Annotated in this window: 18 protein-coding genes; 3 read left to right on the top strand and 15 right to left on the bottom strand. The window is 46.7% G+C overall.

Annotated features, from left to right (window positions below):
* Positions 1 to 267: 267 nt before the first annotated feature.
* On the bottom strand, positions 268 to 732 hold the full coding sequence (locus BQ7480_RS07995; RefSeq protein WP_317043165.1) for a S41 family peptidase: 465 nt from the start codon (positions 730 to 732) through the stop codon (positions 268 to 270).
* Between the two features lie 76 nt (positions 733 to 808).
* Complete coding sequence (locus BQ7480_RS17930; protein ID WP_072542448.1) at positions 809 to 1,966, bottom strand: S41 family peptidase; 1,158 nt, start codon at positions 1,964 to 1,966, stop codon at positions 809 to 811.
* 416 nt (positions 1,967 to 2,382) lie between these two features.
* Here BQ7480_RS17930 and BQ7480_RS07985 point away from each other — a divergent pair, with 416 nt between their 5' ends.
* Together BQ7480_RS07985 and BQ7480_RS07980 are read left to right on the top strand one after the other, a co-directional pair.
* Positions 2,383 to 3,939, top strand: a complete 1,557-nt coding sequence (locus tag BQ7480_RS07985) for an ATP-binding protein (RefSeq protein WP_072542447.1) — start codon at positions 2,383 to 2,385, stop codon at positions 3,937 to 3,939.
* 72 nt (positions 3,940 to 4,011) lie between these two features.
* On the top strand, positions 4,012 to 6,093 hold the full coding sequence (locus BQ7480_RS07980; protein ID WP_072542446.1) for a porin family protein: 2,082 nt from the start codon (positions 4,012 to 4,014) through the stop codon (positions 6,091 to 6,093).
* Between the two features lie 144 nt (positions 6,094 to 6,237).
* Here the strand turns inward: BQ7480_RS07980 and BQ7480_RS07975 are convergent, their stop codons facing one another.
* The 5 genes from BQ7480_RS07975 to BQ7480_RS07955 form a co-directional block, all read right to left on the bottom strand.
* The gene (locus tag BQ7480_RS07975) at positions 6,238 to 6,657 is read right to left on the bottom strand and encodes a DUF4925 domain-containing protein (RefSeq protein ID WP_139255740.1); all 420 of its coding nucleotides are present in this window, start codon (positions 6,655 to 6,657) and stop codon (positions 6,238 to 6,240) included.
* Between the two features lie 35 nt (positions 6,658 to 6,692).
* Complete coding sequence (locus tag BQ7480_RS07970; protein WP_072542444.1) at positions 6,693 to 7,655, bottom strand: DUF4249 domain-containing protein; 963 nt, start codon at positions 7,653 to 7,655, stop codon at positions 6,693 to 6,695.
* A gap of 15 nt (positions 7,656 to 7,670) precedes the next feature.
* Entirely contained in the window at positions 7,671 to 10,157 is a 2,487-nt protein-coding gene (locus tag BQ7480_RS07965) for a TonB-dependent receptor plug domain-containing protein (protein ID WP_072542443.1), read from the bottom strand.
* A gap of 4 nt (positions 10,158 to 10,161) precedes the next feature.
* Positions 10,162 to 11,103, bottom strand: a complete 942-nt coding sequence (locus BQ7480_RS07960; RefSeq protein ID WP_072542442.1) for a FecR family protein — start codon at positions 11,101 to 11,103, stop codon at positions 10,162 to 10,164.
* A 73-nt stretch (positions 11,104 to 11,176) separates the two neighbouring features.
* Complete coding sequence (locus BQ7480_RS07955) at positions 11,177 to 11,731, bottom strand: RNA polymerase sigma-70 factor (protein WP_072542441.1); 555 nt, start codon at positions 11,729 to 11,731, stop codon at positions 11,177 to 11,179.
* Positions 11,732 to 12,006: 275 nt separating this feature from the next.
* Here BQ7480_RS07955 and BQ7480_RS07950 point away from each other — a divergent pair, with 275 nt between their 5' ends.
* Positions 12,007 to 12,498 carry an exonuclease domain-containing protein gene (locus tag BQ7480_RS07950; protein ID WP_072542440.1) on the top strand — a complete coding sequence of 164 codons (492 nt, stop codon included), beginning with the start codon at positions 12,007 to 12,009 and terminating at the stop codon, positions 12,496 to 12,498.
* 216 nt (positions 12,499 to 12,714) lie between these two features.
* Here the strand turns inward: BQ7480_RS07950 and BQ7480_RS07945 are convergent, their stop codons facing one another.
* The 8 genes from BQ7480_RS07945 to BQ7480_RS07910 are packed head-to-tail and all read right to left on the bottom strand — an operon-like array spanning position 12,715 to position 22,293.
* Entirely contained in the window at positions 12,715 to 13,488 is a 774-nt protein-coding gene (locus BQ7480_RS07945; RefSeq protein ID WP_072542439.1) for a hypothetical protein, read from the bottom strand.
* A 30-nt stretch (positions 13,489 to 13,518) separates the two neighbouring features.
* On the bottom strand, positions 13,519 to 15,093 hold the full coding sequence (locus BQ7480_RS07940) for a hypothetical protein (RefSeq protein ID WP_072542438.1): 1,575 nt from the start codon (positions 15,091 to 15,093) through the stop codon (positions 13,519 to 13,521).
* Positions 15,094 to 15,117: 24 nt separating this feature from the next.
* Entirely contained in the window at positions 15,118 to 16,137 is a 1,020-nt protein-coding gene (locus BQ7480_RS07935) for a hypothetical protein (RefSeq protein ID WP_072542437.1), read from the bottom strand.
* 22 nt (positions 16,138 to 16,159) lie between these two features.
* Positions 16,160 to 16,843 (bottom strand): hypothetical protein, encoded by a 684-nt coding sequence (locus BQ7480_RS07930; protein WP_072542436.1) that lies wholly within the window; start codon positions 16,841 to 16,843, stop codon positions 16,160 to 16,162.
* Positions 16,840 to 17,967: a hypothetical protein gene (locus tag BQ7480_RS07925; RefSeq protein ID WP_072542435.1), complete on the bottom strand. Its 1,128-nt coding sequence runs from the start codon at positions 17,965 to 17,967 to the stop codon at positions 16,840 to 16,842. Before BQ7480_RS07925 ends, BQ7480_RS07930 begins: the two co-directional genes overlap by 4 nt.
* On the bottom strand, positions 17,964 to 18,569 hold the full coding sequence (locus tag BQ7480_RS07920; RefSeq protein WP_072542434.1) for a hypothetical protein: 606 nt from the start codon (positions 18,567 to 18,569) through the stop codon (positions 17,964 to 17,966). Before BQ7480_RS07920 ends, BQ7480_RS07925 begins: the two co-directional genes overlap by 4 nt.
* Positions 18,570 to 18,583: 14 nt before the next feature.
* Positions 18,584 to 21,691, bottom strand: a complete 3,108-nt coding sequence (locus BQ7480_RS07915) for a tubulin-like doman-containing protein (protein ID WP_072542433.1) — start codon at positions 21,689 to 21,691, stop codon at positions 18,584 to 18,586.
* A 23-nt stretch (positions 21,692 to 21,714) separates the two neighbouring features.
* Positions 21,715 to 22,293, bottom strand: a complete 579-nt coding sequence (locus tag BQ7480_RS07910; RefSeq protein ID WP_072542432.1) for a hypothetical protein — start codon at positions 22,291 to 22,293, stop codon at positions 21,715 to 21,717.
* Positions 22,294 to 22,433 lie beyond the last annotated feature (140 nt).

The raw sequence follows: 22,433 nt of genomic DNA, 5'->3' as shown, positions 1-22,433 counted from the left end.
TCCGGATTGTAAATTACATCACATCCAGCCGTTACCTTAAGGACCCGGATATATGTTTCAATATCACCGGCACCAATTTCACTGCGAAGTTCATTCAACCTTTTGGCATCTTCTACGGGCCAGATATAGATAACCTGCCGGCCGTCTACATTTCATAGGCTCCCAATAACAGGGAATCCATTTTCTGAATACTTTGTGCCTTCAGGGATGTGCTTAATACAAGCAGAATGGATATAAATATGTGTTTCATAAAAACCGTCTTTGAAATCAGATGTGTCCTCCTTGCAGATAGTCAATTGCTTCCTGCAGCTGTTCATCCACCCCACGTATCATTCCTTCGGCTGAGGGTTCCACAACCTTATCTATTTTCACTCCATTACGCTGGGCATTTGTTCCGTCAGGATAGCATATCCCGGCACCTGTAATGTTGAATGAAGCATAAGGGAGCTGAATTCTTGTCACATCGCCATCAGCACCTGCTGTCTGGCTTCCGATAGTCACAGAACCCGGTATAGTTTGCAGAAACATTGTAAAGTATTCAGACATAGATTGCGAATGCGCATTCACCAATAAAACAAGTTTTCCTTTATAGAGCTTATCCGGTTCAGATGTTTTTCTCGTCGATACCGTAGTTCGGATGAAACCACCTGGCCGGTGAGCTTGTGGCAATAAAACTTCTGCGGCTTCTCTGGCCTGAGAAAAGAAGAAAGTGGGCAATAGCTTGTGAAGCACATCGTATTCTGCCGGATATGAACGTAAATCGATAATTAGTTTATCACAGGATGCCAAGAAATTCTCCAAATCCTGTTCATCTTTGCAAGTAAGATTGCTGATGTTTATATAGCCTATACCGTCCGCCACTTTTTTTAAATTCAGGCTTAGTGGAAGTATTTTGTGATGAAAACCTCCTGTTGACAAACTTGCTTCCGTCAACAGACGAGATTATGGTAGTGTAAGTTTTACCTTCGCGCACATACTCTACACAAGCTTCATTTTTCGCTGTCAACAGAGTGGCATAGGAACCGTCCCGCAGAAGTGAGCTCCGGTTGGAATGAGGTATGTATGGAGCAAGTTCATTCAGTCGCTTGATAGGACTGACAGAATCAATGAGAATGATTTCATCGCCGATTTCAAAATTATTGGGTACAAGAGAACATGTATCGGCTACGAACAATCGGTCTTCTGCAAATTGGCACATCAAAGGGACAAAGCGCCCTCCGAAAATTGGGATGTACCACGAATTGACGTGTGTGTCACACAATTCGGAAACCATTCTGGAATACAAAGCGGAAAAGCTGATAGAACGGTCAAACGCCAATGCAATATATTCTGCAAGTACATCATCCCACGGACGGTCTGTGAGATTACGGTTAGGCGAATAACTGTCCACCGCATTCCAGAATTTGGCAACACCGAGAAGACGGTATGCCACATCATCTTTCGGTATGTCTGAATATTGTGTCTCAATATACGAAACATTGACAGGTGTCTGTTTTACGTATTGGTTATTTCCCGGGTCAGCATCTCTGAGCCTCATAAGGCTATCACTCAAGGCTCTACCCAAAGACAAAGAATCTGAAATCCAGTTGAAGTCATTGAAAGTCTCCATGTTTTCGCCGTCTTCCTCATCACGTATTGCATAAGGGCCCAATCCTGATATCCATTTTAAACAAATGTCATTTTTCATGGAATCCGGTGCCTGAAGGACATCATTTAATAAACAGAAATATTCAGCATCCGCATTGATAGAACGGGAAGCAAAAGCTGGATGGTGACACTTGGCAAACCCCCAAATCCGTGAGGCCTGGACAATCGCATGGATTTGCAAACTGTCGGGTTCTTCCGGCAGTTTAAGTTCGGCATAAGCCTGCTCTGTTGAAAGTGACTTTGTTTCTACACTACAACTATTAAAAGTCAGGCCTGCAATAATGAGAATGACTTGAAATAAAATACAATTCCGTTTCATCTGTATTTTTAATTATAAGTATCACAATAATGATTTATATAAACTATATCAGTAATAAACAAAGGCTGAATCGCTATTTTATTGACATAAATCAGCCTAACCAATCTGTAAAGAATATGATACAGTCAAGAATTCTTTCTATGAATTTATCGAACTTCCTTTTTACACCTTTCCAGTATATTTTTCCCATAAAACGATTCTCTTCTAAAACAAGCCACAATCTGCTATTCTGTCTATGCAAATATACTATTTTTTCACATCAGCCCCCCACACACAGTCTTTAAGATATTGCCGATTTTGAAATTAAACACACAATTTTCCTCATTCCCAATCGGACTTTCTGTTTCCTGTATTCCGTTTGTTTGAATGTTCGTCTAAAATTACTACATTCGCAGTAGAATCAAAATCCAGTGGTTATGAGCAAGCTATATCCGGTAGGAGTGCAGAACTTTGAGAAAGTGATTTTGGGCGGTTACGAATATGTCGATAAAACTGCCTTGATTTACGAGTTGTTTAACACAGGGAGTTACTATTTCCTGAGCCGTCCGCGACGTTTCGGCAAGAGTCTGCTGTTGTCCACCCTCGAAGCCTACGCACAAGGGAAGAAGGAGCTTTTCAAGGGACTGGCGCTGGAAAAACTGGAGAAGGACTGGACGGTGTATCCGGTGCTGCATCTGGATTTGAATACGCAGAAATACGATTCACCGGAGTCGCTGACCAATGTATTGGAAGAGAACGTACGAAACTGGGAAGCGCTCTATGGAGCTTCCTCTGCCGAGATTGGGGTGGCCCGGCGTTTCCAAGGCCTCATCCGCCGCGCATGCGAGCAGACAGGCCGCCGGGTGGTGATTCTCATTGATGAATACGACAAGCCCATGCTGCAGGCCATCGGCAACGAAGCTTTGCAGAACGAGTACCGCAGCACCCTGAAGGCGTTCTACGGGGCGTTGAAGTCCATGGACGGCTGCATCCGCTTCGCCCTGCTGACGGGAGTGACCAAGTTCGGCAAGGTCAGCGTGTTCAGCGATTTGAACAACTTGATGGACATTTCCATGGACGATCGCTATGTGGAAATCTGTGGCATCAGCGAGAAGGAAGTGCATGCCTACTTTGAGGAGGATATTCACGAGCTGGCCACGGCTACGGGGATGAGTTACGAGCAAGCGTGCGCGGAACTGCAAGCCAATTACGACGGCTACCATTTCACGGAAAATGCCGTGGGCATGTACAATCCGTTCAGCCTGCTGAACACCTTCGCGAAGAAAAAGTTCGGCAGCTACTGGTTTGAAACAGGCACGCCCACCTACCTCGTCGAGCTGCTCAAGCTCCACCATTATCCGATAGAAGACCTGGAACACATCGTCACCAGCCAGCCGGTGCTGGACAGCATCGACACGGCCTCCACCGACCCGATTCCGGTCATCTACCAGAGCGGCTATCTCACCATCAAGGGCTACAACAAGATGTTCGAGAACTACACCCTGGGCTTCCCCAACCGGGAAGTGGAACAGGGCTTCTTCAAGTTCCTGCTGCCTAACTATGCGTCGGTGAGCGTGAGCAAGTCGCCCTACCAGATTCAGTGTTTCGTGGAGGAAGTGATGGCGGGCAAGGTGGACGATTTCTTTGACCGCCTGAAGACGATGTTCGCCGACATCCCTTACGAGCTGGCCCGCGACCGCGAGGTGCACTATCAGAACATCCTGTACATCATCTTCAAGCTGATGGGCTTCTACGTGCAGGTGGAATACCACACGAGCCGCGGACGGATTGACCTGGTGCTCCAGACGCAGGACTACGTGTACGTCATGGAATTCAAGCTGAACGGCAGCGCGGACGAGGCACTGGCCCAGATTCGGGAAAAAGGCTATGCCGCTCCTTTTGCCAAGGACAGCCGCACGGTCTATCGGATTGGTGTCAACTTCAGTGACGAGCTGCGGAACATTCAGGAAGTGAAAGTAGAAACAGGAAAATAAAGTAAATTGTTACACCACACACAAATTATGATAATATGATAGAAAAAACACAGAAAGCTTTTTGGGGGGGTGATGATGTGCCTGACAGGTATTTTCCCCATAACCGGCGTGAGCCAGACACTCGACAGCCTGTCTACCATCGAGATGAAGGAAGTGGTGGTGAAAGCTCGGATGCACCGTACTGATGCTTCCTCTTCCACTTTCACTCCGACAGCCCGCCAGAAAACTTCCGCACAAAATGCGATAGATCTTCTGAAGCAGCTCGCCATTCCTCAAATCAACATTAACCTGATGGACAATACAGTCACCACGCCTAGCGGACAGAGTGTGGCCATCTACATCAACTATATTCCTGCTTCGGCAGAAGAAATGGAGGGAATATCCACTTCCGATGTACGACGAGTGGAATACCTTGACTTCCCGGCCGACCCACGTTTCCAGGGAAAGGAACATGTGGTCAATTTCATCGTACAGCAATACGAATACGGAGGCTATACCAAGGCAACCTTGAATGAAAACTTTCTGATAGGCAAACTCTCAAGCCGGGCTTCGGTCTACTCCAAGTTCGTACATAAACGGATGACCTACGATTTATATGCGGGGGCTTCCAACCACGATATCAGCCATTCGGGCAATTCCGTTTCGGGAATCTACAGTCTGCAGAATGAAGCGGGAGAAACCTATCAGATGACCCGAAACGAAACGCTGGAGAGCGCCCGCCTCAAGTACAACCAGTATCCAATCACGTTCCGGGCCATCTACGACACCGACAAAATGCAGATAGCCAATACCGTCGGTTTCAATTTTGATCAAACTCCACTGTCGGAAACGAAGGGTATGCTGTCATTTGTTCCCAAACAGAACACCGATTATTCTTACTATAAAAACGAGCCCTCCACCAGCCGTTATTTTGTCTGGTCGGGTAACTATTATTTCATCCTTCCCCGCGGTTTTGACCTCAGCGTATCGCCGAGCATGAATTATGGTCACACGAATTATTCGTATCTTTATCAGACTTCATTGCCGGGCAGTTCCCGCATTGCGAACATTTCAAGGGAGGATGTCTGGCAGTTCCGGGGAAGTGCCACGTTGTTCAAGAAAATAGCCGACAAGCAGAGTGCCTTCTTCCGGGCATGGTTCGGCTCGACCTCCAACGACGTGAGCTATTCCGGCACATCACCCTACGACAACGATTTCTCAGATACCTATGCCGGTGCCGCATTGGGCTATAATTTCTCGAATGTCCGATGGAACGTCCGGGCCGATGCCGCCCTGCAATGGGAAAAGAACCAGATTAACGACCAGTCTGTGGCAGAAGTCTATCCGCTGCTGAACTTATCGGCAGGTTTCTCTCCCTCACAAAAGCACTCGTTCCGTACGTTCTTCCATTTCGGAGCAAACTATCCCGGAGCCAGTGAAAAGACGCCGAATGTTCTTCAGCAGAACGAGCTGATGTACTATACGGGAAATCCCACCATCGGGCTTTCCCGACAGGTGACCTTCAACCTGTCCTACAACTGGATACCGACGAGCGCGTTCTCTGCTTCGGCATTTATGCAGTACTTCGGTGAATACAATCTGTATGTACCTGTTTACCAGCCTTATCAGGACGGAAAGGCCCTGCTCCGTACGTATAAGACGGATGGAGCATACAACCGGACACAGATAGGCTTGTCGTTCAATTACAGACTGTTCAATGGGAAGCTGCAATTGGCGGCCTCTCCCTCGGTCTCCTTCTATCGCATGACGGGGCTTTTCGACATTTCGCAGTCCCCGTTCTACTGCAATGCCTCTGCCACTTATTATTTGGGGGATTTCTATTTTCAGGCAGCCTACCAGACCCGAAGCCTTACGGTACAGGGCAACCGGGGCGTAATCTATAAGGACCGTGATTTCTATCAGGTTCTGGCCGGGTGGAGCCGTTCCAGCTGGAACATCCGTGTCAGCGGAATGAACCTGCTCCGGAAAGACTGGCTGTGTGCCACGAATCTGTTGTCGACTTCTCTCTATTCCGAAACCCAGCTTGTGGAGGGCAATAATTTCCATCAGCGTCTGAATCTGTCGGTCACTTATACATTCGGATACGGCAAGAAGGTGAAACGAGGGAACGAGGTCGGCGAGCAGTCGGGGGCGGCGTCTGCCATTATGAGATAATGATACGGGCTTGACACGAAAAAGACTGTCCGATTTACGAGTATGCACAGAATAAAAAAGCCTGCGAGGAGCAGTTCAATAAAAACATGGAATGAGGAAAATGATGGATATTCTTACGGGAAATGGTACAATCTCCCCTTCTTTTTATTCCATGTTGAACTCGATGTACAATTTTCCATAAACCACATAACCGGAATAGCTGAACCGGAGCGTTTCATCTACTTGCTGAGTACCAGTAAACGTTAGGCGTACAGATTCTCCTTCCGTTTCCTGAGCCAACGTAAATTCTTCGATTTCAACGGATGCATATCCTTCAAAGAGATTATTAAGTACCATGCTTCCGGTCTGCAAGTCTCTGGTATGAAAGGTGACTGAAGCCTTTTCGGACACTTTCTCCCCATTAATGGTTGCCGACAAGTGACAGGCATTGTCGGTAGGCGTATAATTTCCATCCAGATAACTTGTCAGTTCAAAACCTTTGTCCGGCGTATTGTCGCCACAAGAGGTGAAAGTCACGGTTGCCATTCCCAAGGCCAATAAGGCCACTACTAATTTTAGTCTCATAATGTTTTTATTTATAATGTTTTTTAAAAGTTTTTCTATTCAAGGACGGATTTCAAGTCTACCCGAACCGACCGGCTTTGCACGCCACCTACAATACCGGTTCCGCCTGTGATGTTGGTATAATGGGGAGAAGGTTCTGCCAGTCCGAGGCCTGTCAGACTGCCCTTGACTGATTCCTCATCCGTATTGAAAACACCGGTCAGATAATGATAATAATCTTCCGACAGCGAATAAAGGATGATTTTACGAGGGCGTGAATCATTCGTGTATAAAGGAGCCTTTTCTACGATTTTCAGCGTATAGCGGTTTCCGTTGAACAAATCATCCGTAAACGTACGGCCTTCATTCCCATAGATACCGGTATCCGTTGTGATTCCGTCAATAGACTCCTGCTGTGCCAGAAAGACGTCGTCGTACGAGTAATCAATCGTTTCAGCGGCTATTCCATCACCACTTTCTATCCGGATGAAGTAAAAGTTACGTTCCGCCGAAGGGTCGGTAAAAGTAATGAAATAGGTCACCTCGTACGATTTCCCGTAAGTAACCCCACCGGGAGCCCAGTACATCTGGTCCGGGTCATCAAAAGTACGGGCCGTCAGTCTGACACCTTCTATGGGTACCACTTCAGGGATGATTCCCTGTCCGGACACATACCCGAGGGGACTCTTAGCTTCCAGACTGATGAGCTCACCGGGCACAGGATGATAATCCGCCAGATACATCCGACTTGTTTCATCGTAGCGCAAGCTTTCTGTAAACCTGCCGTTCACGCACATTCTGACTTCCGCATCCGCCACATTAGTGTCCGTTTCCCGATGGTCGGTAAAGAATACCGTACGGGCTACCTGTACCCGGACAACCGTATCGGGCGAAAGTATGCTGTTAAGTACAAGTGTCGGTTCAGGACGATACTTCTCCAGGTCGATGTCCTTGTAACAGGCTGTCAGCGAGAAGACAGTCAGTAGCGCCCAAATACTGGGATGAAAATGTATATTCATATAGCTATGTGTCCGTTAGAATTTATAAGTATAAGAGACAGAGGGAATGACGGGAAACAAGGCAAACTGCCGGAATCGGGGAGCCAGCGGTGTACCGTCCATACTCTGTTTCTGGTTGTTCTTCTCTATCATGATGGGGTTCATGCGTGAATAGGCGTTATAGAGCGAAACGTTCCATATCCCGGTCCGTCCGCGTCTTAACGGACGATAGATATTGATACCCACATCCAGCCGGTGATAGGCCGGCAGGCGTACATTGTTTTTTCCTGCATAATAATCAGGCATTTCCTCCTCCTTATGCGGATAAGTGGGGACAATATCCGTAGGATAACCGTCCGGATAAGGATAGTTCTCAAGTGACAGCGTAACCCTGTTCCCGGTCATGAACACCCATCCGGCATTCAGTTCCACCCGTTCGGAGCACTTCCAGGTAGCCGACAAGGTTACCTTATGGCGGTTATCATATTTCGACGGAAAGCGTTTTCCCCCATTCAGGTCAGCAAAGAGCCGGTCGCTCCACATCAGTCCGTAACCGATGAAACCGTGCAGTTTCCCAAAATCGGCTTCTGCCTGAAAATCGACTCCGTAAGCCCTGCCGCTTCCGCTGGTCAGTCTGTTTTCCCAGGAAGCAACCTGTAAATCCTTGTAATCACCCCGGTACTCCAGCAGGTGGTCCATCTTCTTATAATACCCCTCAACGGAGAAAGTGTACTTTTTGCCGGGCGACACATAGATACCAGCCGAAACCTGGTCGGAAGTCAGCGGCGAGAAGTTCCGGGTAATGGGCAGCCAGTAGTCGGTAGGCAAAGAAATGTAATTGTCGCTTACCTGTTGCACGAACTGGCTCATACGGGCATATCCGGTTTTCAGACTGACCACCGGGCTCAGCCGGAAATCAGCCGAGACACGAGGCTCGAAGACCTGATATTGCTTTCCTTCCACCCGGAAGAAAGAACCGTGCAGTCCGGCATTGAACCGCAACCACCGGCAAACTTCAAGGTCACCCTCCAGATAAGCGTTCCACTCATTGGCAATTACCCGACTTTCTCTGTTCCCGTTTCCCGATGGTAGAGAGGTAGATTCCCGTACCTCCTCTTCCGGCGCATAACGATGGTGTGTGTATTGCGTCCCCAAGCGGATAATGACCCGGTCAGACGGTGTAAACGCCAAGGAGGCATCTACACAGAGGTCGTGAATGGCATTTCGGTTCTCGGTTCGCGACCGGCTATTTTCATAGCCGGTCTCACTCTCCCGACCCGATACCGTTTCCACCGTTTTCCTGAAATCAGACTGATAGCGTGTATAAGAAGCCTTCATGTCATATACGAAAAGGGTATTGATAGGGAGGTGCCACTTCAGGGCAGTCAGCATATTCCCCCACCCCAACCGGTTTTCATTCTTATGGAGATAAGGGTCCGTATCTTCCCCATCACCCGAAAAGCGATGTTCCCCCATCTTGAGACGGTCATGCCCATAATATCCCAGCAAGGAAAGTGTTCCGAAACGCCCCAACCGATGGTCAAGTTTCAGGTTGAAATCCGTGAAATTGTAACCGGCTATGACCTTCTCTCCGGATTTCTTTTTCGAGGCGTTGATGATGGCCAGTGCCGGTACGGAAACCAGTTCCAACCAGGAACGCCTGAGTGCGACAAACAGGGAAGTCCGGTCTTTCACCAACGGACCGGAGAAACTGACATTGGCCGACGTCAATCCTACCGTAAAGTTTCCATGCCAGCCTTTATAATCTCCGCTTTTCATCGAAAGATCCGTCACACTGGAGAGCCTTCCCCCGTAACGTGCCGGGAAAGCACTCTTATAGAACGTCAGGTGACTGACCGCATCGGCATTAAAGGGAGAAAACAATCCACCCAGGTGATTGGTCTGATAAATGGGACATCCGTCGATAAGAAACAGGTTCTCATCATTTTCCCCTCCCCGGACGAACATACCGGCAAACCCTTCCGTACCGGCAGACACTCCGGGCTGCAGTTGAAGTGCCTTGATGACGTCCGGTTCTCCCAAAAGCGTCGGTACGCTTCGGATGGCGTTGTCATCCATCACCGTCATTCCCATTTGCGGGTTCCGGAGCCTGTCGATGCGAGGGGCCGTCTTCACCACTTCCTGCATGTAGAAACTACGCACGGTATCTTTCGCGACCGGGGCCGACTGTTCCTTTGAGACAGAAGGTGATTGCGTTCGTTTCTTGACAATCAGCTGGTTTCCATGCTTCACAAACAGAAGTCCGTATTTCTCTGAGGCATCCTTCAGAATGACATCCAAAGGCTTTTTCTGATAGTCTAGACGGATTCTCCGGCTGTTTTTCAGGTCAGATTCCTTATAGGCAATCCGGCAACCGGTCTTTTCCCTGACCAGTTCCAGAAATCCGGAGGCATCATACGTCCCCTCGATGGAGAAGACAGATTGAGCCGAATGTTGAGCATACAAGGTGCTTCCAGCCATAAAAGCCAACAGGCAGAACAATAAAAACAGTTTGGTCCTCATCGTGTTATTCGTGTTTTATACTGAGAATGATTGTATGGTCATGGCCGGTTCTCCAAGTAAGGTGTTCATCCAATACACAAAGGGTTTCCAGCACTTCCCTGACGGTGGCCGTCGAATCAAATTCGAGGGTGTACCTTTCTTTCGAAACACCTTCCAATTTTATCGGAATATTGAACTTCCGCTCCAGCGAGTGTCTGATTTCCTCCAGACTCACATTCCGGAAATACAGGTAAGGCGGCTTTCGCGCAGAAATGTGTATCTGGTGTGTGGTCTTGTCATATACCCAATATTCGCCGGGATGCAATACGTGTGAGTGGAAACTTTCTGCCGGGTTTACTTCAACCGACCCCGTTTGCAGATACACGGCAGCCTGTCCGTCCTCCGGATAATCATCCACACAAAACCGGGTGCCCAGCACCCTTGTGGTCAGATTTGGAGCGTTCACGATAAAGGGCTTGTCCGCATGATGGACTACATTGAACCAAGCTTCCCCTTTCAGTCTAACCCGACGGACAGTATCCTTAAAAGCTTGCTGAAAGGCAATTTCTGAAGAAGGATTCAAACGGACCAGGGAACCGTCGGGTAAAGTAACGGTTTTCGACTCTCCTTTTCCGGTCGTCACCGTTTGTATGAGGGAAGTTTCTCTAAAATTCCATAGCCAGAAAGAAACGGCCAGTACGCAAATCAGGAAAGAGGCGGCATAGCCGTACCTGTACCCGCGGCGGCTTCTGCTCCTGAAACCCAGCCGACCGGAAATCCGTTTCCATCCGTCTTTCATTTCCCGACTGTCGGACACGGTCTCCGCTTCATTCCAGTACCGGAGCAATGCTTCCTCCTTCGCTTCCGCATTTTCATCCTCACAGAGCCAGCGCTGGATTTTTCTCTCCAGCTTCTGAGGGTATCGGCGATGGACATATCGTCTGATAATTTCGTGAATGTAATTCATAAGTTTTTCTGTTTTCTACAATCAAGTACAAACATTTCCGTCCATACTCACTTCCATGGCACAGTTTTTTAACTTATGATAACATGCAGAACAGAAAAATCATGTAGGCAGTGACGGCCTGCCTGATTTCCTTCAAAGCCAGACTGATCTGGTTCTCCACACTCCTTTTGCTGATTCCCAACGTGCCGGCTATTTCTTCATTGCTCACTCCCTGCTCCCGGCTCATCCGATAAATGCGCTGCCGTTGTGCAGGCATTTCCGAAACGACCATTTCTATGAGCAGACGAATTTCCTTGGCGAAAAGCGTATCTTCTACCGTAATGTCGGAACCTATATCCGTGTGCATGTCTTCTATCGGCTCCGATGTGACAGACAATTCTTTTTTCAAATAATTAATGGCTGCATGACGCGAAGCGACAAAAAGATAGTTCTGCAGATTTCGTGAAACATCCAGCGTCTTCCGGTTAAGCCAAAGACTGACAAATACATCCTGTGCCAAATCTTGGGCTGTCTCCCGCCTCTTGATAATGCCCGTGATAAAAGTCACCACTCTCGAATAATAATTCTGATAGAGTTGCTTGAAGGCATATTCGTTATCCTGCTGTATCTGAAAAATTAAATTATCCATTGGAACCTGTCGCACATTTTAGAAAATCAAATCCTCAGCAAAGTTACAATAAAATCACCGATCTTGGATACGATGCGCAGCCTATGTATTATTCTATACTCTCCGCAAGTGGTATTCCGATATAACACAGGGGCCATCGGCAACTGGAACTTCCCGGGCAAGGAAGAATATCTGCAGTCAAGGGAGGATCATCGGCAGACACACAAAAATCAGCGCCCGGACGGAAAAGTATGGACAAATTCTATGTACCTTTGTATCCAAACCAACGAAAAAACATGGAAAACTTTGCCGCCATCGATTTTGAGACCGCCAACGGGGCCCGCAGCTCGGTATGCAGCGTGGGCGTGGTGGTGGTGCGCCACGGAGAAATCACCGACACGTTCTACTCGCTCATCCAGCCGGAGCCCAACTACTACAGCCGTTTCTGCACGCAAGTGCACGGACTCACCCGCGAGGATACCGACTGCGCACCCGTGTTCAGCCAGGTATGGGCACAGGTGGCCCCACTGATTGAGGGACTCCCCCTCGTGGCCCACAACAAGGCGTTTGACGAGAGCTGCCTGAAAGCCGTCTTCCGGGTCTACCAAATGGACTATCCCGACTATGATTTCTATGACACGCTGGGCCCCTCCCGCCGCGCTTTCCCGTGGGCGGAGAACCACCAGCTGCACACCGTGGCCGCCCTCTGCGGATACGACCTGAAACAACATCATCACGCCTTGGCCGATGCAGAAGCCTGTGCGTGGATTGCCAGAGAAATTTTATAACCTTCCACACGGAACTCTAACCAGCCGCCGGGAACCAGAAAGAGGACATATCCCCCAACAACGTAAGTCTGACAGAAAAAGCCCAACCCAAAGGAACAGGACGAAAAAAAGCCCGCCATTCTGTAGACTTTACAATGGCGGGCCCTTCCCATCAACAAGTAGCTTGTTACTTATCGTTTCAACATCAATTTTAATCCAATAAATCAAATTAAGCCATTACACATCTATATCGTCAGGAAGATCCACATCCTCAAGAGAATCCCCTTCTGTCTTAGATGCGAGAAGCTCAGCTCTTACATCAGCCGCACTTTTCGTGATTTCTTCACATTCCGTGAAATTTATCCCATCCACATTTGATAAATCTGCAGCAGCATCTAACGGGAAACCTTCTTCCGTAAAGGTATTCTGATAAGCACTTAATACCTTCTTGCACTCCTTCATTAATTTAACCTGTTTCTTCACTGCCTTGATATCATTCATGGATGCCAGAACTCCCGCAGCAGCACCTACACCGGCTCCTATCCAGGCACCTTTTTTCGATCCACCTAGTTTTTTGCCTAATAATCCTCCTGCAGTAGCTCCACCACCTACCTTTAATAAGATGAAGGCCCCTGACTTGAGCGCAGAATTCAAATGTTTCTTTGCAGTATTAGCCGCACAAACATTCCCGTTCTTATCAATCAACAAGTATTTATAACGTGTAGTGCCGTCTTCATTGATAATGGTATTGCCTAAAGAATCGGTTTCTATTACTTTTTTTACAGAATAATAAGGGGCATTCTCCAAAAAATCCTTTGTAGAGATGCTATCGTTCGCAGATTGCTGTTCTGTCGATTTTTCGTCCGTGTCACCATTAATCGTTTTGGTGACAGACTCCACCTTTTCTGCCGCACTTTTTAATTTTTTAAAAAAGCCTTGTGCTGAGACATTTACTGAACAGAAAAATGCCAAAGACATCAAGACTACCCCTTTAAGTAAAATTTTTTTCATAATAATACATTTTTAATTGATAACAGATTTTTATTTTACATACATCTTCAAACGGAACTGCTTTTCCATATACGTTCCCTGAGCCTGCTGCATCAGCTCAGCTATGGTCATATATTTAATTTTAATCTTACTATCTTTTGACGGGCGGAACAATATCCCTTGCGGAAGTTCTGTCCTGTCCAAATCAACTTCAACCAAACCGTTCTCGTCGGAAACCCCGATTTGAGTGTAATCAACAACATTTCTCTCCAATAGTTTTTCAAATCTTTTATCCGAAGAAAAAGTGTTGGAAGAAACAGGTGACAATCCTTTATAGGCCCACACTTCCACTCCTGGAATTTTATTCCCTTCCTGCAATGTTCTCCATTCTACAACAGTGAATCTTATTTTCAGTGGCATCCCTGAAAGCAGATTCTTCATCCGTTCAATGCGTGTCCGATAAAAATCATCTGGATTATAAGCATTTACCATCTCCATAAATTCCACTGCAGCCGATGCATAACGCGCCACTTCCTCCTGTGTCGCACCTCCATTTTTCTTTAACTCGGCTATTTTTTTGATTGCACCTGCAGCCAGGCTCTCATACAGCATACATGAATCACATTGTGCTATCGATTCCCGAATAGCAGGACGCAAAGTAGCAATCACATCTTCCGAATTCCAGGCGTCTTCATAAGCCAAACGGGCCTCTTTGTACTTTCGCATGCCAAACAGCTTTCCGCCTTCATTCATAAACGCACTACACTGAGTCACATATACATTTTTCTCTACCACAATGGGGAGCACCGCATAGCACTTTTTGGCACGGGGACCCAAGTCTCCCACTTCAACCGTCAGCCAGTTTGTCCCCGCCGCATGTATCCCGATGTTTGTCATCTGCTTGAAACTATTGGCCAGACTATCTTTTGCCAGTTCAAGCTTATCCAGCAAATCCCACTCTGCATCTGGAGCTTCTGCCATATTATCCAGCTTGTTCTTCTGGGCTGTATATTCCCTTTCTGTCTTTTCAATAAGTTCTCTTGCCCCAGTCAAAGAAATGACCGGGATTTTGACTGTCACTATCGAGATATTCGGATCGGCTGTACTGACCTTGCTCTCAACCACCGCATTCAGGTCCGGATGACATTCCACCTTCAAGTCCTTTATGGTGGTCGACAATTCAAGTACCGCAAAGTTGGCATCCAAATACGCATCGTTCGACTGGGTCTGCTCATCTTTCCATATCGGATTCTGCACTTCCTCCACTCGATATGCTATCAGGAAATCCGGCTTCACTTTTTGCACCAGTTCCGTTTTATAGACACTCCCTCGCCGACTTATCTCCAATTTTGGCGTACGTGTTTCTCCTGCTTTAATTATCACGCAATATTCATAATATCCATCCGGCCGTTCGCCTACCAGCCGTATGGACTTATTCCTTACATTCGGAAGAGCAATCACTAAATCTTTATGCTTGGACAACAGGATTACCCCTCCATCGCCAGCCAAATCTTCAAAACGGTCTTCCTCTACGCATCGGCTGTGTGAAATATACTGTGTTTGCGCATGCAATGCACACACACACAGTATCATCCACGCAGCTAAGATATATCTAAACAAATTCATAGTCAATCTACAATTTATTATTTTTTATAAGTCAAAGGCACCTAAAGTAGAGATGTCATCATCCGGCTGCTGCCGTTTGCCGCCCACCCATTCCGGCTGCCAAGTACGTACATGAATAATCGGGTCTCTTCCATCTTCCGGAAACTCCCATAGCAGGAACAGATACCCTTCATCACTGTAATTGCTGGAATTCCATTCCTGACGCAGACGCACACCATATTTGGTGGGGTCGACCGTGGAACGAGTAATGCCCGCACATCCTCCGCTTTCACCGTTTTCACCAATTTCACTGAACTTCACATTAATCCATTTATTGCGTTTGAAAGCCTTTTTCAAGTTGCGGATATATTGCTCCTTCGTCTGTTTGGTGTATTCCACCTTTTGGCTCAACCCTCCAAAGTCATTATTCCTGCGTACCGTAATTACCTTTCCCGTAATAATCAGTGCGTCATCACTGAATATTTTTTCAATATAATCAGAATCACGCTGGTTATAAGCCGTACGGAAACGTTCAATGTACTGCATAATAATCATTTGCTTTTCTTTTTCCACCACGCTGCCGCATCTTTCCATGCTTTCTGCCACATGCGCATCAAGTGCCAGGCGGAAATCGGTAATTCCACCGTTTGAGTCAAATTCAATGACAGCCTCCTGATACGTGCCGACTCCAAAATTCTCACCCTCAGGAGTGATAATCAAAGGAATATGGCTTACCATCATTGTGCCGTCCTTGAATATCCAGCACCGCTCCACCACTTCTTCATCGTCACAATAGAAAGGTGTGACAGCCCATAATCGCAGCAATGACCTCAAGGAAAAATCATCCATGGGAAATCCTCTCGTAGTCAATATGGTCTTTGCTTGTTGGGCTCGATTTATTTCTGTCAGCACCATACTCAAATTTTGTTCAGCCCTGCTCAAGGCAGCTGGCCGGCCAACTCCTTCATCTACTGTCAGTGTTACGGTCACCGCCTTCATCTGGCCTATACTCCACATACACATGGATACAAGCGCAACAAATGCACATATCAATCTTCTTCTCATATCAATCAATAAATTTGTGTTTCTATAATTCAAATCCAATCGCTCCACAACCACTATAGTTTTTCACACTGTCCGGTTTATTCGTCTTTATATTTTTCCTGCCGGGCTCCGGGGTAAGAGTTGCGACCACTTTTCCCTCCCGATTGTAAATTATCAAGTAGCATTTATCCGGATTGGCCAATGAAGCATAACGGCCATAATTTTTTATTTTACCATCATTCTTCGCCTGTTTGACCATCGCAGCCATATCTCCATATTGGGAACAAGCCGCAATTTGCGTCACAATTTCCGGCAAAGTCTCCTTGATGGATTCTTCGACCGGAGGGAGTGACTGATTCGGTATAATTACGGCATTCTCCGTAGGCAATATATCACTCTTCTTTACGTAGATAAATGAACGGTACATGTTACTGCCACGGGGCATTGACAGCATCGTCCATAATTCTTTCCGGTTATTCACTACCAGATTTGTACTTTTTTTCAGTTTCCGCTGCGTAGCGACCCAGGCATTTACCTCCTCATACAGCCTACTTTCCGCGTAACTGCGTGCATCCGCTTCTGTGGGAGCGGTAGATTCAGCATAAATGTACTGGCTACTTTTTTTTATCTTATTAATCTGCTTTTTCACCTCATCGGTCTGGTCGGCAAACAAAGAAAATAGAGGTAACCACGCTAATATAATAGCAAATAGACAATTCTTTTTCACGGTTCATTCTGTTTAAGGTTATCAATAAAAAACTTCTCTGTAATATTCTGTAAAGGAGTATAGACATAAATCCTTCCTTTCACCTTGTCTTCTCCTCCCTCCAAAATATTGAAAGGAAATTCCACGCTGATTGTATGATTATATGCCATCTTAAAATTCACGGCAAAAAGCGTGAGGGATGCCCTCTCTTTCGTACGGCTCTTGACGCCTAAATAGAGCATGCAATTTTCGGAATGGAAATAGGCGAGAAGCTGCTGCAGAGTGACTTCAATATCAGACTTCAAGTAACCATACTTGTCAATCGTCAGCTGCATAGGAATACTTTTATGAAAACATCCTGTAAGTAGAACATTGCTGACACTACGCAAAGGTTTCGAGGAATCCAATAGAAGTTTCATGTCGGCTTCACTTCCCTGCAAATATAAATCCGAACGTATCTGATCGCTCAAATAACAACCATTGCTGATTATCCACACACTGTCTGCCCGCGACCGGGTTCCATTCTTCCACATCTCCCGCCATTTGTCTTCCACTGCCTCAGAGGACATACGCTTCACATCCCGCTCGAAAATATGCTCCAGTTCCACCGCATTCGCTCCCAAGAAAAGCTGATAATCGGCCGGAATTACCATACATATCTTTTGATTGCCCTTCTCCCAGCTGACAGTATATCTTCTACGCTCCACTTCATCAATCACGCATCCCATCTCGGGAGTCCGTTGAGCAATCATCGATGCATCGCCTTCAATGAAGGTCAACCGTTTCCGGACCGCTTCCTCTTCCTTGTCTACGTCTTTCCGTGGCACATCCTGCTCCAGCGCATAACGCTCTAAAAAATCAAGCAGTGGACGAGCCGTATAATCCGCAGCCCACTGGGTATCGAACAGCTTATAACCGATATGCGAAACATCCCCATATACATTCGTCCGTATGCGCAAAGCCTTTCCCCGAAACTGCCATGTAGAATCATTATCCACATTCTCACCCAAGGAATCAGGCAAGTTCAGCTTCAGCGCACACGACAGTCTTTCCAGACAACGGGTATAGAATGGTGGGGCCGCATTCGCCTCCAAAGCGAATGCCGCCGCCACCATCAATGTCGCTATATGGAAAGACTGTCTCATGGTTTCACAGCCGTTTCATTGCCATCGTGTTTCCAATAACCGATTCCACTGATTTTCCCGTCCCGGAATTCTCCTTCAAACGTATCCCCGGGATTGGCCACAAAGTCTTTTGAAGACACAATCTTCTGACTTCTCTTATAAGTCAATGTGCCATATCCGTGAGGCTTTCCATTCTTCAAATCACCGGTATAAATGGCATATCCCAAGTCCACCGTGCCTTTTCCAGTAATTGGTACAGATTTCTTTTCCTTTGGCTCAGCAGGCACCTCTTCCTCCTGTTTCACTGAATCTGTCTTCAGCGTATCTTGCGGAACTGGCGTCACCACGGTTGTATCTACCCCCGCAGGTACCTGAGGCTCGGCCGACTTGTCACTGGTCATATAATAATAAGCGCCACCCCCTAAAGCCAGTACCAGAACCACGGCACCAATAATTATTGCCATTTTACCACCGCCAGGGCCAGTAGGACCAGGACCTGTAGTCTTCTCCTTCAAAGATTGATGACACAACGGACATTCAAATTCACTTCCGGGTTCAACTTCTATTTCTTTCTTATAGTTTTCGCAATCAATGTTCACGCAAACTCCTTTTTTCTTTGCCATAGTCTTTCGTTTTTTTAGTCAAACTTCAAATCATTGTCACATAAATCTTCTGCCGCCTTGTTAAAGGCTACAAATTCCGGATTATTATCATTTCCACCCAAGAGTGGCAACAATACATTATCGAGGGTCTCACCCATCTTCAGCATCAACTGGTTCTTCTTTTCTACATGCTTATAGTTTGTATCCAGTTCGGTCTGCACAGCTTTCTTCAGGGCTTCCGCATCCATCGCACGACTCATCTTGCACAGTTCATTCAGCGTCTCAATCATGTCGTTTCCGACCGGAATCCAACGGCTGACACGTCCCATGCGGTTTTTCTCACCGGCAAAACACATGGTTTTCACACCCGTTTCCACGTCTTCACGTTCTACCAAAAGGCCATCCAGGGCATAAGCCAGCAGCACAACCGGGCGCAGACGTTTCTTCAAATCACCGGCATCCAGAGCAAACAATCCCGGTAAAGCCTTGGAGAAGGATTCTGTATGTACCACCATGCGGTTCACCTCGCTGCGTACCAGTACGTCGTATTTTTCTTTCAGCACACGCACATTGTCCACATAGCGCAACGGGAAACCGCTGTGCGCCGTAATCACTACAATCTGATTGCTCTTGAAATTCACAGAGACATCATTGTCTTTGTTGAAAGGAATTGTTCCACTTTCCCCAAAGTCCTTGATAAAATCGTTGCGGAAAGTGTCGTCGTCTTCGTACAAAGGCAAAGAAAGCTGGATAATCTTCTGATGGTTTGCAGCGGTTTCAGGACTTCCCTTTCCTTCTTCCGAGCCGTTGAACGGCAAGAAGCTTTGTGCGGCATTGTAAATCTCCTTGATAAAACGTTTGCGCTTGTCGGGAGTGCTGCAATCCGTATTTCTCAATTTGTCCAGAATATTCACATTGACCAAGCGTTGGTTTATATTCTTCAGCGAATAATCGTCCATCTCCTTCCGGGCACTTTCAATGCAACTCTTCAGCGTGATTTCCTGCAAAGCCGAAACATTGATTTTCTTTCCCAGACTGGCAAATCCCACATTGGTCGTACCCAAAGATTCCACGATGCTTGCACGCAGGCTGCTGGCATACGCCTTCTGATTGGCCTGATTCTTGAGGAATCCACGTACCGTGTCGCGAACCAGCTTCGGATCGTATTCCTTTACCACCTCACTGTTCATGCTGCTGGTCTCCGCATCGCTCAGCTTGCACTTTTCTTCAGCCTGTTTTTTCATGCTGTCTGCAAATTCAGACAACACCCTCATGAACGGTTCCACACTGTTATTGTTCAACAGCGTCAGCATATTGATGACTTCCGACATCAGTTTCACGGCGTAACCATAAGCTGCAATGGAAGTGGCCACCGTCAGCTGTTCGCGTTTCGCATCGGCAAAGCGCCCGAACGTCTTGGCCGATGCATTCGTAATCGCATCTTTCAGCCAACCGATATTGTTCCAGTCGGCACGGATTTCTTCGAGCTGCTCTGCCAAATCTTCATTCAAATAGGTAGTACGCTTGGTAATCTTCGATTTGAAGCCCTCTATACGTTCCGTACATTTGCTTATCAAAACTGCAATATATTTATGCACCTCGATGATGGACATCTCCCCATTCTTCCATTTTGCGAACAGATTATTCTCTATGCGCCGGCATATTTCCTCGGCAAAACCCGGAATCTGAGTTTCATAATCGAAATAGAATTTCTTGACGCCACATCCACGGTACATCGAATCATAGAACTTCTCACAAAGCTGGTTGAATTCTTCATACCATTCTTTCTTCTGACATTCAGCCTGCACATCTTGCTTGTAACGGTCTACATAGAACTCCCATCCTTGCACAATAGGTTTCCAGTTGGTCACGTGCTTTTCAATGGAAGGCAACGGCTTGCTTAATGTGAGATAATCGTCAGACAACAAGTTCGCTTCCTTTTCAGCGTCTTTCTCCACATCGTGAATGAAAGTCTTTCCTACCATGTCTTCCGTACACTCGATGTAGCCGCGTGCCTCATCCCATAATCCATACAACATCTGCATGGAAGCCTGCCGCGCAAAATTGTAGGCTCCATACTCTACAACCTCCGTTTCGGGATATTCAATCCGCTTCACCCCAAAGGTCATAAACCGACGGCTACGGACAGCTTCACCTGTCTCATTGTTTTCCGGTAGAAGACCGTTGTTCTCATTGGTCTCCAGACGAGCCATCTTCCCTCCATTCTGCATGGAAGAAGCCACAATCTTCTGGAACAGGAAATCACCCACGATTCCCGGCAGCACCTTATGGATGTTCACTTCCTTGCCGGCTTCATTCACATTGGTGTACAGATAAGCCATATCAAACGCGTCCTGTCCCATCAACAAGCGACGCACATTGCCATATTCGTCGGTATTTCCTTTCACATCCGTAGGGAAATAACGTTTTACCGACATCGCATTGAGTTCCAGCAAAGCAGCATAACCGTTCGGCTGGTAATAGCGGTTGCTGTCTTCGCCTCCCGGAATCTGAATGATTTTCTCCGGTACATAGAGATAAAGCTGTATCTTAAACTTCGAACGGTCGTCTCCCGTACGCTGAAATTCATTACGAATCTGAGCCACCGCATCCACAATGGAACCTGAACCTGTTCCACCACCGAGTCCGGCACAGATATGGAAGGTCACATCGTCCACATCTTCTTTCTCTTTCAACGCACGGACACGCGCATGTACCTGTCCGACAAATGTATTCTGGGGCAGACCACACATGTTATTGGCAATCAACATTCGCCCGAAACGACGGCGCTGGCCTCCAATACCTTCACTGATAATGGCCCCGATGCCTTCCTTCAGCATCGCCTCATCCTTGCGGTTGATAAAAGCATTGATGCCCGGATATTGGTCGAGATTACTCAACACCCCTGAACCGATTCCGTTGATTGACAAGCGCTGTGCCGGAGAGAGCTGAACAGACACACCTAATGTCTGCCAGTCTTCTTCATTGTTCAAATCGGCCAGACTTGAATCCACATACAAATATTCTATATTAGCACTGCCTGCTGGATCATTTGAACGAAACTCTTCATAAATACGCTTACGCAAGGCACGCAAGACAGAGCCTCCCGTTCCTCCTAATCCAATAACTAAATGATTTGCCATAGTAATTAATTTTTAATTTATATTTAATCATCATAACGTCTTCTTCTGCGCCCCGCTCCGGAATATCTGTGAGAATAGCTTCTGCGTGTCACCCGCTCCATCGATTTGATTACGATGAAAGCACCGATTACCACAAAAAACAGACTCCAGCCTATGCGGCGAAGTATGAAATGATTCATCACCGAGCGCAGTTCCCCCGCCATTGCCGGCGCAATCGTTTCTGGTGTATGGCCTGAAAAATCGGCCAGGTTCACAAAGTAACCTACCAATGGCCACTGGTCCATGATTTGTTCCAATATTATCTGGCTTTCCGCTTGATTATATACGGTTCCGACAGGAGCATCCTTTACCCAGTCATTGATGGCATATTCCACCTCATTGCAATAAGATTTAATGGTTACCGCTCCACAAAGCAAAACGGCCTGGACTGAAAGAAAGAAAAATAGGATAACGCCCACAATGTAACTTACCGGCGTAAAAGTGCTGTCACGGCGCCATGACCGAATCAAGACAAACATCAACAATATCCCTGCTACTGTGAGAAGAACTCCCAAAAACAGATTACCGATAGAATATCTGATAATATGAAATAAAACCCCCATGTTTTTCCTAGCTTTTAGATAATACAACAAAGTCAATCACCACAAATATATAAAATTTTTCACAAAACATACATTTCTTGTTAATAAATCAAAGTCATCAGACATTTTTTTTGCTCTTTTTTGTCAATCCATATCACCCT

The organism is Bacteroides mediterraneensis, from assembly GCF_900128455.1.
Lineage (GTDB): Bacteria > Bacteroidota > Bacteroidia > Bacteroidales > Bacteroidaceae > Phocaeicola > Phocaeicola mediterraneensis.
Note: the sequence above shows the minus strand (reverse complement) of the source record. Positions and strands in the feature narration are given on the sequence as shown.